This window comes from Nitrobacter sp. (assembly GCF_051535215.1).
GTDB lineage: Bacteria > Pseudomonadota > Alphaproteobacteria > Rhizobiales > Xanthobacteraceae > Nitrobacter.
Map to the genome: position 1 here is coordinate 374063 of NZ_JBPPLY010000001.1, position 16669 is coordinate 390731.

The 16669-nt window shown below is 64.1% G+C and carries 16 protein-coding genes and 1 pseudogene; 1 reads left to right on the forward strand and 16 read right to left on the reverse strand.

Annotated features, from left to right (window positions below):
• Positions 1-97 precede the first annotated feature (97 nt).
• The 7 genes from ACS3WB_RS01755 to ACS3WB_RS01785 all read right to left on the reverse strand — a co-directional run bounded on the left by ACS3WB_RS01755 (position 98) and on the right by ACS3WB_RS01785 (position 3942).
• A complete protein-coding gene (locus ACS3WB_RS01755) occupies positions 98-598 on the reverse strand; it encodes a DUF2285 domain-containing protein (RefSeq protein ID WP_009337864.1) in 501 nt (166 codons plus the stop codon).
• Positions 573-860 carry a transcriptional regulator domain-containing protein gene (locus ACS3WB_RS01760; protein WP_438273847.1) on the reverse strand — a complete coding sequence of 96 codons (288 nt, stop codon included), beginning with the start codon at positions 858-860 and terminating at the stop codon, positions 573-575. The genes ACS3WB_RS01755 and ACS3WB_RS01760 overlap by 26 nt, the downstream gene beginning before the upstream one ends.
• A 134-nt stretch (positions 861-994) precedes the next feature.
• Positions 995-1255 carry a DNA -binding domain-containing protein gene (locus ACS3WB_RS01765; protein ID WP_438273848.1) on the reverse strand — a complete coding sequence of 87 codons (261 nt, stop codon included), beginning with the start codon at positions 1253-1255 and terminating at the stop codon, positions 995-997.
• A 119-nt stretch (positions 1256-1374) separates the two neighbouring features.
• Entirely contained in the window at positions 1375-1623 is a 249-nt protein-coding gene (locus ACS3WB_RS01770; RefSeq protein ID WP_009337858.1) for an XRE family transcriptional regulator, read from the reverse strand.
• A 180-nt stretch (positions 1624-1803) separates the two neighbouring features.
• A complete protein-coding gene (locus ACS3WB_RS01775) occupies positions 1804-1971 on the reverse strand; it encodes a hypothetical protein (protein ID WP_009337856.1) in 168 nt (55 codons plus the stop codon).
• A 461-nt stretch (positions 1972-2432) separates the two neighbouring features.
• A complete protein-coding gene (locus ACS3WB_RS01780) occupies positions 2433-2837 on the reverse strand; it encodes a single-stranded DNA-binding protein (protein ID WP_438273849.1) in 405 nt (134 codons plus the stop codon).
• Positions 2838-3525: 688 nt separating this feature from the next.
• Complete coding sequence (locus tag ACS3WB_RS01785; protein ID WP_009337854.1) at positions 3526-3942, reverse strand: hypothetical protein; 417 nt, start codon at positions 3940-3942, stop codon at positions 3526-3528.
• Between the two features lie 241 nt (positions 3943-4183).
• On the opposite strand from ACS3WB_RS01785, the pseudogene ACS3WB_RS01790 reads away from it, so the two are divergent.
• Positions 4184-4742, forward strand: a pseudogene (locus tag ACS3WB_RS01790) (flavin reductase family protein).
• A gap of 8 nt (positions 4743-4750) precedes the next feature.
• Here ACS3WB_RS01790 and ACS3WB_RS01795 read toward each other — a convergent pair.
• From ACS3WB_RS01795 to ACS3WB_RS01835, 9 genes are all read right to left on the reverse strand, one after another.
• Positions 4751-5686, reverse strand: coding sequence for a DUF2493 domain-containing protein (locus ACS3WB_RS01795; protein WP_438273850.1), 936 nt, complete (start codon positions 5684-5686; stop codon positions 4751-4753).
• A 370-nt stretch (positions 5687-6056) separates the two neighbouring features.
• Positions 6057-7097, reverse strand: coding sequence for a DUF7146 domain-containing protein (locus tag ACS3WB_RS01800; RefSeq protein ID WP_009337847.1), 1041 nt, complete (start codon positions 7095-7097; stop codon positions 6057-6059).
• On the reverse strand, positions 7097-11449 hold the full coding sequence (locus ACS3WB_RS01805) for a strawberry notch-like NTP hydrolase domain-containing protein (protein WP_438273851.1): 4353 nt from the start codon (positions 11447-11449) through the stop codon (positions 7097-7099). The genes ACS3WB_RS01800 and ACS3WB_RS01805 overlap by 1 nt, the downstream gene beginning before the upstream one ends.
• Positions 11450-11607: 158 nt before the next feature.
• A complete protein-coding gene (locus ACS3WB_RS01810) occupies positions 11608-12030 on the reverse strand; it encodes an antirestriction protein (RefSeq protein ID WP_009337844.1) in 423 nt (140 codons plus the stop codon).
• A gap of 94 nt (positions 12031-12124) precedes the next feature.
• Entirely contained in the window at positions 12125-12421 is a 297-nt protein-coding gene (locus ACS3WB_RS01815; protein WP_438273852.1) for a hypothetical protein, read from the reverse strand.
• Positions 12421-12690, reverse strand: a complete 270-nt coding sequence (locus tag ACS3WB_RS01820) for a DUF6117 family protein (protein ID WP_009337840.1) — start codon at positions 12688-12690, stop codon at positions 12421-12423. Before ACS3WB_RS01820 ends, ACS3WB_RS01815 begins: the two co-directional genes overlap by 1 nt.
• Positions 12691-12760: 70 nt before the next feature.
• Positions 12761-13237, reverse strand: coding sequence for a hypothetical protein (locus ACS3WB_RS01825; RefSeq protein ID WP_009337838.1), 477 nt, complete (start codon positions 13235-13237; stop codon positions 12761-12763).
• A gap of 101 nt (positions 13238-13338) precedes the next feature.
• Positions 13339-15489: a ParB/RepB/Spo0J family partition protein gene (locus ACS3WB_RS01830; RefSeq protein WP_438273853.1), complete on the reverse strand. Its 2151-nt coding sequence runs from the start codon at positions 15487-15489 to the stop codon at positions 13339-13341.
• Positions 15490-15638: 149 nt separating this feature from the next.
• Positions 15639-16601: an ArdC family protein gene (locus ACS3WB_RS01835; protein ID WP_009337836.1), complete on the reverse strand. Its 963-nt coding sequence runs from the start codon at positions 16599-16601 to the stop codon at positions 15639-15641.
• Between the last annotated feature and the right edge of the window lie 68 nt (positions 16602-16669).

Genomic DNA, 16669 nt, shown 5'->3' on the forward strand with positions numbered 1-16669 from the left:
CGGCGAACGGCGACCACGGTGGCGGAGGGAATGCGTCAGGGGGGATGGGGAAGTTGAGAGGGCTAAAATCCCCACCCTTCGCCCAGGCATCGACCGGCTAAGGTCGACGGCGATGCCGAAGGAGGTTCAGATAGCCGCCGCCGACCATGACGAGGCCGCTCTCGATCAGCCCGATGACGGAATCGCGCAACGGCGAGGTCTTCCACGGATCGGCGGTAACGCGCGCCTCGCCGTAGATCGCGCTGGCAATCTCGCGATAGCTTGCGCCGTTCATGCGGCCGTCGACCGCCTGAAGCATCAGGCGCAGGCGTCGGCGCTGCTGGCGCGTCAAGCGGGTGTCGGCGAGGGCTTTGCGGCCGTAGAGGGCACGCCAGAAGCGGGTCAGCGCATCGACGCGATCGAGCAGATCGATGTCGATCGGGACCAGGGCGACAAGCGCGCGGCGATCGCTGCCGGGAAGAAAAAGCAACTGTGCAGGCATGTCGGCCGGATAGACCGCGTAAATGCCCTCGGGGCCGTCGCGGAACGATTGGAGCCCGACCAGCTCAGGAGTCGGCGTGGCGGGCAAATGATCAGGTGTGGACGCAAACGTCAGCACGGACGGCGCGGCGGCCGGCGACCAGAAGATGGTTTGCGCGAGCGCAGACAGACTCGGTCGCGCCGGGAAACCGCAACCCCCAACGCCGCTGATCCTCTACAGGAAGCGGCGCGGTGTCCTCCCGAGCGCTGGCGAGTGCCTGATATTGATGTTGATAGGGTGTGTGCCGGCGCAAGCACTCCCACGCCAAGCCTTCGGTCGCGAGCTTGTCGAAGTAGTCGTAACTGCTGTGTTCTCTCCATCGAGAAGTATCGGGCCGCATCCCTTCGCCTCCCCTGTCTTGTCAAGGTCGAGCAGAAAATGATTGCCGCACGCGAGAGGTGATGGAAGCTTGGTCAACGGCATTAGGCGATGCCGTAGCGGCATCGCCTTTGCGAAATAATCTCTAAGTTGAAATCAGTTACTGGGGCCAAGCAGAAGCTGGCGATAGCCTGTATGTGTCATCCAGCGGGCGCGCTGGAGATGGCTGTCGTGAACACGCCGCGCCCTGTCGGGCTCGCTGGCAGGATCGATTCCGAACAGCACTTCGACAGCCTCCCGCCAGTCGGCGCCATCGACGTCGGCGTCGAGAAGGCGGACATAAAGCTTGACGTGCTTCCTGTCGTATTTCGTCAGATTCTGACAGGACGGGGCGATGTCCTCGAACGGCTCAATCATAGGGCGGCACGCTTGGTGTGGCGGTGTGGCGGGCGGGAGCTAGTGGAATTGAAGATGGAATATAACCGCTGGAAAGAGCACCGCTCGATGCTGTCCTGGCATCGCCGGCCCACAACCCATCAACCTTTCCGACCCTCGCGATCATCGACAAGCAGCACTCCCTGTCCGCGATCGGTGGTCAGGAGGACAACGCCTGCCGCTTCGATGGCCCGCCGAACCTGATCGCGCGTACCCTCATGCACCCGCAATCCGTTTTCGGATTCGAGGCGCTTGAGGGCGGTCAGCGCAACGCGGGCCTTGTCAGCAAGGGTCTCCTGCGTCCACCCCAGTAACGCGCGCGCGGCCCGTGATTGTCGGGAGGTGATCATGCATGATCACCTCCCACTCGGGCCTACGCGCACGCCAGAACTACGACTATTTTAGTCGCTATTGTTTGCTGATGCGAGCTGAAATCACCGCTCAGCACAATACCGCAGACAACACGACCGAAACTGATTCGGTCGGCTTAAGGAAAAGCCAGCCCAACGCCGATTTCTCCATGTCGCCCCTCACGGGGCGAACGGGTCCATCTCGTCGACGATCGCATCATCCTCACCATCATATTCCGTTGCGGGCATCACCCCCATCGTGCCATCGCCGGCGCGGAAGATGACGATGGAGACCATAAGCGTGGAAGCGAGGCTGAAGGCGAAGGCGTGGGCATCTGCAAGGGACATTTTCCGGCTCCTGTTTGGAGGCGGGGACCATTCCCCGCTCGACAGGCGCCTGAAGTGTTTTGGTCTCGGCCGGGGTCATCGCGGAGGCAAAGCCGAAGCGACCGCACGCTCGCGTAGCGGACCCCAAGCGGGTTGACCTTGGAAGGCCGGGATTGAAACCAAGGTTGCGTCTCAAAGAGCGAGTGGTGCGCGCTGACCGCAGCCGAAAACCCTTGCCATGTCGTCATGCTGAAATCTGACGCTGCTTTTATTCTGGTGGTCTCGATCATCTGCATTGGAGATCTGGCGTGCTGTCGACCGCCAGACCTGATGCAATCAGGCGGCGCGATTTGTACTCGTCACGGAAACTGTGCGCGGGCACCGTCGTCGCAGCGCGAACGTCGAGTTGGGTTGCGGCCGCGATCCGTTGCGAACAGGAGAAGACCCGGCGGCTTGTGCCGCCGGGCCTTCTTTCGCCCGCCCTAGAACGGGATGTCGTCGTCCTGATCGGACTGCCTGTCGCCCTCGCTTTCGGTCTGCTTCGCCCGGCTCAGGAAGTCGACCGTTTCGGCGATGATCTCGCAGCCGTAGCGCTCAACGCCCTGCTGGTCGGTCCACTTCGTGTAGTGGATGCGGCCGCGCACCAGAACCTTCATGCCCTTCTGGCAATGCTCCTGGACCGTCGTGCCGAGGCCGTTGAAGCAAGTGATCCGGTGCCATTCGGCGTCCTGGACCCGATAGCCGTCCTTATCCCGAACAACCTTGCCTTCCGAGTAGCGAGGCCGCGAGGTGGCCAGCGTGAAGTGGGTGATACGGGTGCCGCTCTGGGTGGTGCGGGATTCGGGGTCCTGGCCGATGTTGCCAGCGAGAATGACGATGTTCTGCATTTTAAGTCTCCGTTGCTCCTCGGAGGGACCATCCCTCCGACGAGACCCGGCCAAGGCCGTCGGGAGGCTCCTGCAACTGCCGGCTCGTCGGCAGCTCGCCCCTAAGGCCCGGAGTGGCGCGGGCAGGCGCTTTAGCGCCAACACGGTCCGGAGCCGCCGGGGTTGCGGGTGGAAACCGAACGGACTTAGGGGATCAGTCAGTCGGAGGGATTGGCGCCTCTGAGAGCATGACCACGGAGACGCCCGGCGGAATCATCGTTCGAGCCGACAGCAGCATCGCCTCAGAATCAACACCGCGTCGCCTTGCCGGCTCGCTCGTCACCCCATTCACGGCCACCGCTCACGTCGCCAGACGGAAGGCCATTCGGGAAAAGGCAAAAACGCTATCGGACTCCAGGTGAATGGTCGCGATTGCGGTTCACTGGGAGGCGGCGTGATCCGCCGGCATTGCCGCAAGTGCAAATGAAGTTGATGCGGCCTGCGTTCACGAGAATGAATGCAGCAGGGCAACGACCGTTACGGCCGTGAAAGATCCATGCCCCATGACCGATTTCCGGAGCCGGGCGCAGCTGATCGAAATTGCGGCGGTGAGGACTGTCTCGACCTGACATTCATATTCTGAGCGGGACGCCCAGAGTTCGGCGGTAAAAGCTGCGGGGTTTCCCGAAAGCGGAAGATCGCGAGTGCTTCAGCGCGACAAGACGCTTTCACCAAGTGCGTTGAGACTGACGATTGCGGCGCCGCCGATGAACAGACCGGCGGCTCCACAAAGGAGGTTGAGCGCGATGGCCGAGTCGATGGCGTGCTTCGCGACACCATGCACGAGCGCATAGCCGGCGATCGCGGCGGGCACGGCGAAGACGGCGAGAGCGACCAGGCGCAGAAGCGGATTCTTCGCGAAGCCGAGAACGGCGATGACGAGCGCGACGGACAGCAACGCAGCGGCAATGGCGGCGAAGCCCGACATCATCACGCCGGCTCCAGCGTCCCAGGTGTATTGAGCCGCCGTCAGTCCGGCCCAGAAAGGAAGCGCGTAGATCGCGAGATTATAGGCGACGACGCAGAATGCGATCGTCAAAAAAACGGCGAGCAGGATCAGCGTCATGGAAGCCTCCACATGAACGGTTGAGAGTTCACGACAGGCTGCCTGAGGATGCGCTCCGCCTGCGACTATACTGCTTTGCCGGTTCTGCGTGGGTCGTGCATTTTTCCTCGGACATACCGATGTCGTCAAGTAACGTTCGGAGGTCGATCGTCTGCATCGTGGTGGTTCATTTGCCGCTATCGTACTTCGATCATCAACCAGCAAACGAGCATTGATATGTTGCGCAATAGGAGGCGACGTCATGACGCGGAAAGTCCGCAAGGATGATTTCCCGGTCAGCCAGGTGCGCCGCTATCTCGAACCCGGCCCGATCGTCCTTGTGTCATCGCAATGGCAAGGCAGGACGAATATCATGACGCTCGGCTGGCATACGATTCTGGAGTTCTCGCCGTCGCTCGTCGGCCTGATGATTTCGGGCGGCAATCACAGCTTCGATATGATCAAAAGCAGCGGCGAATGCGTGATCAACCTGCCGACAACGGCGTTGACCGACACAGTGGTCGGGATCGGCAATACGTCTGGAGCAGAGATCAACAAGTTTGCGGAGTTCGGTTTGACGGCAGGCCCACGATGTCGAGGCGCCGCTGATCGATGAGTGCCATGCGAACTTCGAGTGCCGCTTGCACGACGACGTGTTGGTCGATCGCTATAATTTTTTCATCTTCGAAGTGGTGAAGGCGCATGTGGCGGCTTCACCGAAGCATCCCGAGACGCTGCACTACACCGGCGATGGTGTGTTCATGGTATCCGGCAAGATCATCAGCCGGCGCTCGCTGTTCAGGCCCGAGATGCTGGGTTGAGGCGGCGCTTATGCGCCGCCGTTGAACTTCATGACCGGAATGCCGAGCTTGCGGGCCTTGTCCGCAAGGTTCTCCTGAATCCCGGTGCCGGGGAAGACGAGGACGCCGACGGGCAGGACGTCCAGCATGGCATCGTTACGCTTGAAGGGCGCCGCCTTGCCGTGTTTCGTCCAGTCAGGCCGGAAGGCGACCTGCGGCACCTTGCGCCTGTGTGCCCAACGGGAGGCGATCAGTTCGGCTCCTTTCGGCGTGCCGCCGTGCATCAGCACCATGTCGAGGTGCTTGGCATGGACCTGATCGAGCTTCGCCCAGATCAGGCGGTGGTCGTTGAAGTCGGCGCCGCCGGTCACGGCAACCTTCGGGCCAGCAGGCAGCAACACCTCGGTCTCGATCCGGCGCTTCGCCGCAAGAAAGTCGCGGCTGTCGATCATCGCGGCGGTGAGATTGCGATGGTTGACGATCGAGCCGGTGCGCGGCCGCCACGCGGCGCCGGTATGGTGCTCGAAGGCCTCAGTGGCGACGTCGCGGAATAGTTCCATGCTGTTGCGCCGTTCGATAAGGCTCTGACCTTCTGCCGTGAGGCGCTCCAGTTCGACCGACTTCACCTCGCCGCCATCCTGTTCGTTCTGGAGGCGGCGCTGCCCCTGTTCGTTGTCGTCTAGTTCGCGCTCCACCCGGCCCGTGGCGCGGTGGAAGAGATTGACGGTCCCCCAGAGCAATTCTTCGAGGTCGGGTTCAAGGCGGGTATCGCCGAGCGTCGCGATGAGGGCGTCGAAGATATCTGCGACAGCGGCGGCGACGGCATTGCCCTCGGGCAGCGGCCTCGGATCGGGTTCGTCCTGAAACGGGCGCCAGCCGTAGAGCTGGAGTTCGGTGAGAACATGATCGGTGGGAGACGAGGCGTGGACCGGCTCAAAACCTGCATTATCGTCTTCGTTCGTCATCGGGAGCGTCCTTTGTCTGGAGACCGCGCCCATCGCGGCCTTCGCAGGCGTCGAAAGCCCACGGGCGGGACGGCCTGGCAGCCCTCGCCATCTCGCGAGGGCCTTGATGGCCAAGCCCGGCTATTTTGTTTCGCGCTGCAAAGGCGGGGCGGTCCGGGGTCCCCGCGCGACCTGTCGCGTGGGGTGGATTCCCCGCCGGCGGAAAATAGCCGGAGCGCCGCCATTGCCCGGCCGGCCCGTTTGTGGGCCGATCGCCCTCTCAGAAGGCGGTGGGCGCTGCTCTCTCCGACAAGAGAAGGCTGCTCGCGGTGATGAAGGGAGACGGCAGGTCGAGAAGACGCCCAGCCGCGCCTTGTCTCCCGCCGATCCCTCACCCCTCCATGAACCGGCTGACGTCTTCGGGACGAAGCTGCTCCTTCAAGGCCGCCCGAAGGGCGTCGACGCCGCGCCAGCGCAGATCCTCGTTGAAGTCCTCGCACACCGGCGACACCGAAATCGCCTCGATGCCGACGTTCATTGCTCTGGCGACCAGGCTGTCTCGCGCGCCGTCTCCGGCCGGGTCGCGATCTCTGAAGACATAGAGCCTGCGCACCGTCAGCGGGAACAGGATGGCGGCGAGGTGAGCGGCCGAGAGCGCCGCCAACATCGGCATGTGGGGCAGAACCATGCGGGGTGATAGCACGGTCTCGATGCCTTCGCCGGCCGCGAGCACGTCACCGGCGACGCCGAAGCGGACGCCGCGCCCGAGAAGGTCGCCCATCGCCCGGCGCGGTGTATCGACAGGCGCCTTGCCCGAACCGTCCGGGGCGAGCCAGGTGCGGTGCGCGCCGGTCTGCCGGCCCTCGAGATCGGTGACGGCGGCGACCATCGCCGGCCAGATCTCGGTGGACGAATGCTTGTCGGGCTTGTAGTAGCACCTCGGATGGTAGCGCAGCGCGGTAACGCCGACGAGCGACGTGATCGCCCGCCCGTTGAGGTAGGTCGCCGCCAGCGTGCCGCCGATCGGCTGCGCCATGGCGAAGAGACGCCGCGACGCTTCAGGTGAACCCGACAGCGCCGGACTTGCGGTCCGGTTCGTCGGCGCGCTCTGCGGCTCGGGATGCGGGAGCGCGAGGAAACGGCGCGCTTCCTCGGCCACATCCTTGAAGTCGACGAGGCCGAGCGTTTCGCGGATGACGTCGAGAAGATCGCCATGCTCGCCGGTTGCTCCGTCGGTCCATTTGCCCGCGGCGCCCTTGCCGGATTCCGGCCCTGCAAGGCGCACGAACATCGAGCGGCCGGGCGTGTTCTTCGCATCGCCGACGATCCAATATCGTCCGGCGCGATGGCCGGACGATAAATATTGTTTGCAGACGGCCTCGGCATGTCGGCCGAGACGAGACGCCAGTTCGGAGGCATCGTGACGCGCCATCACGCTGTCTCCTGCTCGCCGATGCGCGCGACCGGCCAGCGATCAAGCAGCTTGCCGAGCACCGTCGGAGCGTTGGCGTCGGTCGGCACGAACATGCGCAGCTTCCACGAGATGATCTCATGGTAGAGGCCGTAGGCGGTGAGGCGTTCGCGCATCGTGTCGTCAAAGCCCGACAACTCGATGCGGTTCGCGCCCATGACGCGGGCGCGTCGAAGCTGGAGGCCCTCGGCAAGATCGAGGATCGTCCGGCCGTCCATCAGAGCCGTGAAGGCGTCGTCCGGCGTGAGTGAGGTCGAGCCGGTTGTCGTCGCGGTGGCGGCCCAGGCCGGCGAGACCTTGCGGCCGATGATGCGCTCGCCCGCATCGGTCTGGAGGCGATAGACGCGGGTCGACTCGTGCGGCAGCCGTTTCCAGATGGGAAGGAGAAGCCCCGTGACCATGTGCAGCTTGGTCTCGGAGAACGGTGGCACCTCGGAGATTTCAGCGATCCACGCGGCGGCGAACGCATCGCGGTCGGTCTCGATCCAATGCGTCTCGCGCATCTGCCGGATCGGCAGATTGTGGGCTTCCATCGGCCGGATCAGCCGGACGCGGCGCTCGATCTCGCCGTCATCGAGCATGACGCTGCTCGCAGGGATCTGCACCGCGGCGCGGCCGGAGCGCTCGTTGATCAGCAGGGCCGCACGCGGGTCGCGGAGTTCGGCAAGGGCGTCATCGAGCGTTAGCGGCCGATTGCGCTTGCGCTCATTGATCGTCAGCAGGCTTGTTTCCGCGCCTGTACGCGGATGCGTGTAGATCGTCTGTCGATCGGTGATGACGAAGCTCTCGGCGCGCAGCGTCTCCAGCCCGGCATCATAGGTGCCCGACGCGATCGCACCCTCGATCCTGGCGGCAAGAAGCTGCTCGAAGGCCGTGAACAGCACGCCCTGAAGCTCGATGGTGAGCGCGAGCAGCCGGTTCAAAAATGTCGTGATCGGCGGCAGCTCGTCCTTGATGCCGTTCGAGTCCATCAGCTTCAAGCCGGTGGCGGCCTCGAAGCGCTGGAGCGAGCATCCCTCGACCTTGCCGCGGACCAACAGGAAATAAAGCTGGCGCAGCGCGTCGCGCGCATAATGCGATTCCAGATTGTCCTCGGGCCGGAACAACCCCTGTCCGCCCGTCTGGCGCTGGCCGCGCGTGATGGCCCCCAGCGTGTCGAGGCGACGCGCGATGGTCGATAAGAACCGCTTCTCGGCCTTCACATTGGTCGAGATCGGGCGGAATAGCGGCGGCTGCGCTTGATTGGTGCGGTGGGTGCGGCCGAGACCCTGGATGGCGGTATCCGCCTTCCAGCCGGCCTCGAGAAGATAATGGACGCGCAGCCGCGTGTTCTTCGCGGACTTTTCCGCGTGATAGCTGCGGCCGGTGCCGCCGGCATCCGAGAAGATGAGCCCGCGCTTCAGATCGTCCATGAAGGCTTGCGTCTCCGCGAGATTGGCGGACGCCGCGCGATTCTCGACCACGAGCCGGTCGACGGTGGCGCTGCGCTTGCGCACGATGCGGCGCGAACGGCCCGTCACCTCGGCGACAACATCGGCGCCGAAGTGCTGGATGATCTGGTCGAGCGCGCCGGGCACCGGCGGCAGGCTGGCGAGCTTGGCGATCAATTCATCGCGGCGCGCGACAGCTTCGCGGCTCTCGACCGGATGGCCGTCACGATAGACCGGCCGCGACGACAGGTTTCCCGAACTGTCGGTGAAGCGTTCGTAGAGCTGCACCGGGAAGGAATGGGCAAGGTAGTCGAGGACGTATTCGCGAGGCGTAATGTCCACGCGCACGTCATTCCATTCCTCGGTCGGCAGTTGGGCCAGCCGCCGTTCCATGAGTGCCTCGCCGGTCGAGACGATCTGGATCACGGCCGAATGACGCTCTTCGAGATCGCGCGTGATCGAACGGATCAGGGTCGGCGTTTTCATGCTGGTGAGCAGATGGCCGAAGAAGCGCTGCTTGGCCGACTCGAAAGCCGAACGGGCGGCGGACTTCGCCTGCCGGTTCAGCGTGCTCGATCCGCCTTCGCCGGCGCCGGTGATGTTGGCGGCCTGCATTGCGGCGTCCAGATTGTTGTGGATGATGGCGAACGCGCCCGCATAGGCATCGTAGATGCGGATTTGTTCGGGCGTCAGTTCGTGCTCGACAAGCTCGTATTCGACGCCGGCGAACGAGAGCGAGCGGGCGGTATAAAGGCCGAGCGCGCGCAGGTCGCGGGCCAGCACCTCCATCGCCGCGACGCCGCCCGCCTCAATCGCCTCGACGAACTCGGCGCGCGTGACGAACGGAAAATCCTCGCCACCCCACAGGCCGAGTCGCTGGGCGTAGGCAAGATTGTGGACGGTGGTGGCGCCGGTTGCCGAGACATAGACAACGCGCGCGTTCGGAAGCGCGTGCTGGAGGCGCAGGCCAGCACGGCCCTGCTGCGAGGCGGCGACGTCGCTGCGCTCGCCCTTGCCTCCGGCGGCGTTCTGCATGGCGTGCGCCTCGTCGAAAATGATCACTCCGTCGAAATCGGAGCCCAACCATTCGACGATCTGCTTGACCCTGGAAACCCTCTCTCCGCGATCGTCGGACCTGAGCGTAGCGTAGGTTAGAAATAGGATGCCTTCGCTGAGCGTGATCGGCTTGCCTTGCGGGAATCGCGACAGCGGCGTGACCAGCAAACGCTCCATGCCGAGTGCGCTCCAATCGCGCTGCGCGTCCTCCAGCAGCTTGTCGGACTTCGAAATCCAGACCGCCTTGCGGCGACCTTGCATCCAGTTGTCGAGAATGATCGCGGCGGACTCGCGACCCTTGCCGACGCCGGTGCCATCGCCGATCATGAAGCCCTGACGGAAGAGGACGCCGCTCTTGGCGTCATCGGACGCGGCGGTCAGGACGTCGAACGTGGCGTCAACCGTCCACGCGCCGGCGAGATAGTTGGAATGCGCTTCGCCGGCATAGATGACGGTCTCTAACTGAGCGTCGGAAAGTAGCTCGCGGATCTTCTCCGGCAAGCGCGGCCGGTAGCTCGGCTTCGGCGGCGCTATGCTCGCCATGGCGGCCGACTGGACGAGCTGGGTCGGATGCGCCTGAGATCCGGCAATGTGGATTGCCTGAAGTCCGTATTCCTCATAGATGGAATCGGAGATGTGGCCGCCCTCGGCTGCCTGCCAATCGACGGTTTCGTATTCGAGCGGAGTGCCGTCCGGCTCAGCCAGCGCGGCGGCTGGAGCAGCCTTCGCCGCCCGGTTCAGATAGCCGCGCACGGTGTGGGCGACGGCTGGCGCCGCGACCGGCACGGCGACGGACGGATCGACGTGCAGCCGGCCGGGCAGATGCGAGGCCAGCCAGCCGAGCAGCGTGGCGACGTCCGGCGCGATGCCCGGCGCGGCCGGAAACGCGGTCGGATCGTCGGCGGGCATCTTGTCGATGACGGTCAGCCGCGTGGCGATGGTCGTGCCGTGCTTGGCATAGACCGAGCCGTCGATGGCGGCTGAGAACACGACGCGGCCGCGTTCCTGCAGCCGGGCATAGGCCGAGGACCAGGCCGACGCATCGGGCGCGAAGTTCGCGCCGGTGATGGCGACGAGACGGCCGCCGGGAGCGAGACGCGCCAGCGCCGAGGTAACATGGCGAAAGGCGGCGTCGGCCATGCGGCCTTCGACATTCGCCATGACCGAGAACGGCGGGTTCATCAGCACCACGGTCGGGACCACGGCCGGATCGAGATGGTCGTCGATCTGAGCCGCGTCGAAGCGCGTGACGGATAGGGCCGGAAAGAGGGAAGAGAGAAGCGAGGCGCGCGTCTCGGCCAGCTCGTTGAGCACGAGCGAGCTGCCGGCGATCTCGGCCAGGATGGCGAGGAGTCCGGTGCCGGCCGAGGGCTCCAGCACGCGGTCGGCCGGCGTGATCGCGGCGGCCGTCATCGCTGCAAGACCCAGCGGAATCGGCGTCGAGAACTGCTGGAAGGTCTGCGCTTCCTGCGAGCGGCGCGTGTGCGTCGGCATCAGGCCGGCGATCTTGACGAACTGCGGCAGGATCGCCGTCGGGTTGCCGACTTTACGGAAAAGCGGCTTTCCGTATTTGCGCAGAAAGAGGACGGTCGCGGCTTCGCAGGCGTCATAGGCCGTCTTCCAGTCCCATGCGCCGGCGGAGTCGGAAGCGCCGAAGGCAGCTTCCATCTTGCCGCGCAGGGTGGCGGCGTCGATGCGCTGACCGCGTTCGAGATGTGGAAGGAGGAGCTGCGCCGCGGCGAAGATCAAAGGCGCGCTGTCGGAATCGCTGACGAGCGGAAGCTGTGCGGCAGCGGGCAATGCCACCGATGCGGAAGTCATGGTCATGATGCGAACCTCGGGAGAGCGGGACGGGAGTGAGCCGCGCAGCGCTCTCTCTCGACCGCACTGGCTCACATCTGTCCCCGCCACGCTCTCGCTCTCAGATCATGGCGGTCGCCAACATGAAAAAAGCGCCCCACCGAAAGGCGGAGCGCTCGTGAAATTCAATCGATGGCCTGGAAGATCTCCGATGCCTCGGGATGTCCGTCGCACCAGGCATGCAAGCGATGGTAGCCTTCCACCAGATGGTCGGACTCAAATTGGAAGGAGAGATGTGAGAAGGTGAAGAGCGTGGCGATGATGCCTGCGGCCTCCGCCGAGACCTCGCCGCGAAATTCGGTGATGTCGCTTTCGATCCGGAAACGCGAGGTTGATTTCGGCGCCAGAAACAATGGCTGGCCATCGCATTCGTAGAAATTCCAGAAGCCGCCGCCATAGTCTCGGGGGCTAAGACGATCCATGAATGTATGGACGGTATTTTCAGCGACGATCAGATGGCGAAGGCCGAATATCGTCGGCAAGAACATCTCGCGGCGGTTGTCCGGAACAAGCGTCGCGACATGGGTACTGGCGTCTTGCGTCGTCATGGGGCTGATCTCCCGAGAGCGGAAGAGGACGAGTCTGGATAGCGCTCTCTCTTCTTCTGTTCGGGCCCATCCCGACCCGACAACCCTCTCCCTCTCAGTTCGACCAAAGCTCGTTTGCGATCTCGCGTGCGATCATGGCCCGCGCCTTCATCATCAGGTGGTCACCGCGCGTTTCAGGATGATCGATGAACCGCGCGGCAGGGCCGTTCTCGATCCAGTCGGCGTAGGAACACCAGCTCCGGTCGGTCAGCCGGAAGACGGCCATGTCGGACGCCCAATGCGGTTTCGGCTCGACGACGCCGCCGCCGCCGCCGCGCATCTCTTCCCACGGAAGCGAGCGCTCCGAGGGAGGATTGCGGCGATCATCAGCGAAAATTTCATCGATGGTCATCATGCTGCACCGCTGTCTTCGGACTTCTCGATGAAGCTGGCCGGATTGTCGGGATCTGGCGGCAGGTAAGCGTCGTAGGGATTGCAATCCGCAACGAGATGGCCGAACGGCGCGAACACGTAATCGTCTCCGTCGCGTTCGACAGCGCACAGGACGTAGCGCGGCTCGCGCGTCACGACGTCGAGGCACTCCAGGAGTGCTAGGTTGCCGTCATCAGCAGCGCGCAGCATGGTGTTGAAATTCGTGCGAACGGGATCGGGAATAGCCATGGGTTCTCCTGAAACAAAATGGCCCGCTGTCGAAGGGACAGCGGGCCAGGTGGGTGGGGAAATGCGGTGGTCAGGCGGCGGCGCGGCCCTCGACGACATCGGCGCCGACCTCGTCGGCCGTGATCTCCTTAAGGCGAGCATGGTGATAACCGGCCTTGGCCAGCCATAGTTCGGCAGCTTCGCGGTTGTCGGCGAGATACAGCAACTCTTCATCGTCGCCGATCCGGTTCAACACACGGACCATGCCGATCTTCGGACGTTCGGCTATCTCGAAGCTGAGATCGCTGTCGACCGAATGGGTGCGCATGACGGTGACGAGGATCACCGAGCCGGATTCGAAATTGCCCTCGTGCAGGGTGATCGAGGCCGGCGCGATATAGGTGGCGCGATCGCGCGGCGGCTGTTTGCGCACGAGCCGACCGACACCGTTGCCGCTTTGCCAGGCCGCGAGCTTCTTGGTGAAACGCGCTGGCGGCTTCGGCTTGTGATCCGTGTAGCGGATCAGGGCGCCGATGGGCGCGATATCGTAGATATTGTGTGCGGACATGACGTCAGCCTCCTGAAATGAAAATGGCCCGGCGGGATGCCGGGCCTTGGGATGGAAGGGAAGAAAAGCGGGGCGACCGGGAGCCGCCCCGCTGGTGCGCGTCACTCGGCGGCGGCGAGAACCGTCGGATCGTCGATAGCGTCGGTTGCAGCTTCCTCGTCGCCGCCGGCGAGGAACTCCGGCAGTGCGACGTCGCCGCCATCTTGCCCCGCCGAGGTTTCAACAGCCGGCGCCTCGGCGATGAGGCGCAACGGCTCCGGCAGCCAGCCGGTGTCGGCCAAGAGACGTTCGGCCTCACGCGCCATATCGTCCTTCTTCAGGTGGTCGATCAGGCGCACCTTCTCCTCACCAAGCGCCTCATGGACCGCTTCGAGGATGCGGGGCTTGGTGACGCGGCCGAGGTAGTTCGCGACGGTCGGCCGGAAACCGGCATCCGACATGTCGAGGCCGGTGACGCGAGCAAGGCGGTCGGCTTCCGCCATGCGGGTCCGCAGGCCGTGCTCGGAAATCCCGGTCGCGCTCATCGGATTTGGACGCTCATAGAGCGCGTTGATCCCGAAGGAAACGCAATGGGCGAGAAGCGCCATGCGGCTGGCATCGTCGAGCACATCGAGCCAGTCCCACAGCGCGTCATCGTCGGCCGGCAGATCGGCTTTCCAGCCCGCATGCCGTTCGCTGACCGATTTCGCGTAGGCGCTGTCCTTGAGGTCAATTCCCTGCTCACGGAAATACACCTCACGCATCGACACCTGGACAGCCGAACCGCTCGTGGAGCGCTTGAAGGTGTCACGGACCAGCCGGTGCAGCAGCGCCGTCATGGCGATGTGCGGATGAGAGCCGACAGCATCGCTCAGCGCGACGGTGCGATGCGCCGTCAGTTCGGCAACCAACCGCTCGGGAAGAGGCTTGATGATCTCTTCTTCCTCTTCGGGCTCGGCCGGCTGTCCGTCGATGGTGACGACGGTGCGCTTGCCATCCGGCGCGAGCGTGTCGTCGGCGACGTCGTCATCCTGTGGGGCATTGCCGTCGACGGTCTCGGGCTGTTCGTCCTCGGGACGGACCCAGCCGCGATCGACGACAAGGGCGCCGTCCTCGTCGACAGTGACGAAGGCACCGGCGATGGCGATCTCGGCGGAGTTATAGATAGCAGGACGGCGTTCGAAGACGTCGAGCTGCTTCTCGATCTCGCCGAGCCGGTGGTCGATGTCGTCCGGCAACTCGTCGTACTCGGCATATTCAGTCTCGAGACGCTCCTGCTCCTCGCGCAACTTCTCGCGCTGCCGCTGCTCCTTCTTGGTCAGTGGCGCGAAGGTGCCGGTGATTGCGCGCAACCCGTGATCATGGCCATAGGGAAGTTCGAGGTCGGCGTTGACCCACTTCCAGCCTTCGGCCGCGACCTCGTCGGCGGTGACCTTCAGTTTCTCGGCGACAAGGCGATCGAGAAGCGCCACATCTTCCAGCCAGCCGTTCTCGTCATCATCGAAGAGGTAGCGCGGAAGCACCTGGCCACCTGCCGCCATATAGGCATCGATACCGACGAACAGCGCGCGTTTGTCGGATGCGGCAACGGTGGTTTCGGTCAGCATGCTCCGGATACGCGAGGGCTCGCGATAGTAAGACTGCTTGACAGCCTCCCATACTTGCTCCTGACGGGCATGATCCGGATGCGCGGTGAACGCCTCCAGCATCGCCAAGGTCATGGCATCCTGGGCATACACGTCGTGCAGCTTTGGCGAGACCTTGGCGAGCGCGAGGCGCTGATCGACATAACGCTGGCTGGTGAAGTAGGCGCTGGCGACTTCCTCGGTGCTCATCCCGCCGTCGACCATGCGCTGGAACGCCTTGAACTGATCGAGCGGATGCAGCGCGAGCCGGAATGTGTTTTCTGCCAGCGAGTCGTCGGTCGCCGAGGTCTTGGCGTCGGCCTTCTTGACGATGCAGGGGACAAGGCCATCGGCGGGGAAGCGACCGGCTTCGACCAGGCGTGCGATCGACCTGTAGCGGCGTCCGCCAGCCGGAGTCTCGAAATCGCCAGTCTCATTGCCGTCGGCATCAAGAACCACGCGAACATTGAGGCCCTGTATGAGATCCTCGCGGCGGTCGATGTCACGGGCGAGGTGGTCCACGCCGGCCTCGACGCCGGTTTGGCGAACGTTGGCCTCCGACAACCTGATGTGGTTGAACGGAATGTCGCGTGCTCGCGAGAAGACGATGATTGCGGGTGCGCGTTTTTTCTTGGCAGCTTTTGCCATGGTGGGTTACTCCGTGACGGGCAGCCGGGAGCCTCTCTCTCGACCTATCAACCCGTCAGCGAAAACCCATCCCCTCTCTTCCTCTAAGCCGCGGAACGCGCGCGTTAGGTTGGCGCCGTGCGATCATTGCGTATCGGTGGAGAGGAGGATCATGCCGCGTTCCTGTCCATCGAGGATTCGGCAGCGACCGCAACGGAATTGTCTTCCGGCAGGAAGGACAAGATCCAGTCGGCCGCCTTGCTGGCCTGGCTGGCGGCGCGGACGACGGCGCGGGAATCCTCGCGCAGGGTTTCGAGCCAGGAGCCAATGTAATCCGCGTGGCGCACCGTCGGCACGGTGCCGAGCGAGGCGCAGGCGAAAGCGCTCGACATCTCGGCAACCAATTCCTCGAAGGCATATTTCCTCGTGCCGAAGGAGCCGGAGAGATCGCGATTCAGCCGGCTGTGATGGCCGCTGGCGTGCCCGATCTCATGCAGTGCCGTGCGATGCCAGTTGATCGGTTCGAAATAGGCTTGCGGCGGAGGAACCTGCACATAGTCGTGCGCCGGGATATAGAAGGCGCGGTTGCCGCCGATGCGGAAGTCGATGCCCGTTGCTTTGATGAGCGCTTCGACCTTCGGCTCGATCAAGCCTTGCGGCGTCGGCGGCGCAGCGACGGCGATTTCGTCGGGCAGGCCCTCGCATTGCGCCGCGTTGAAGACGGTGAAGCGCTTCAGGAAGGGGATCGATTGCGCTTCCTCGCCGGTTTCGCGAGCGCGCTGCTTCTCGCCCTCGGGCACGAAGCGATCGGCATAGACGACAGTGGTGCCGCGCTCGCCCTTGCGGACATTGCCGCCAAGAGAAAGGGCTTGGCGGAAGGTGAGCCAGCCCTGGCCGGGAAAGCCGTGCTCGATGACGGCGCCCCAGAGGATCAGAATGTTGATACCGCTGTAGGTGCGACAAGTCGCGGCATTCTTCGGGAGGCCGAGCGGGGCTTTTGCCGTGGACGAGCCCCATGGCTGAACCCAGGGGAAGCGGCCGGCCTCCAGCTCGGCGATGACCTTGGCGGTGATTTCGTCGTAAAGGTTCGCCCGGTTCGCGCCGGCGCGTGGGGTGCGATCATGTCTGGACATCGCGGTTCTCCGCGACAGGCGCCGGAGACCTGTTCTCCAGCCCTCAACCCGTCACGGCAAACCCGGCC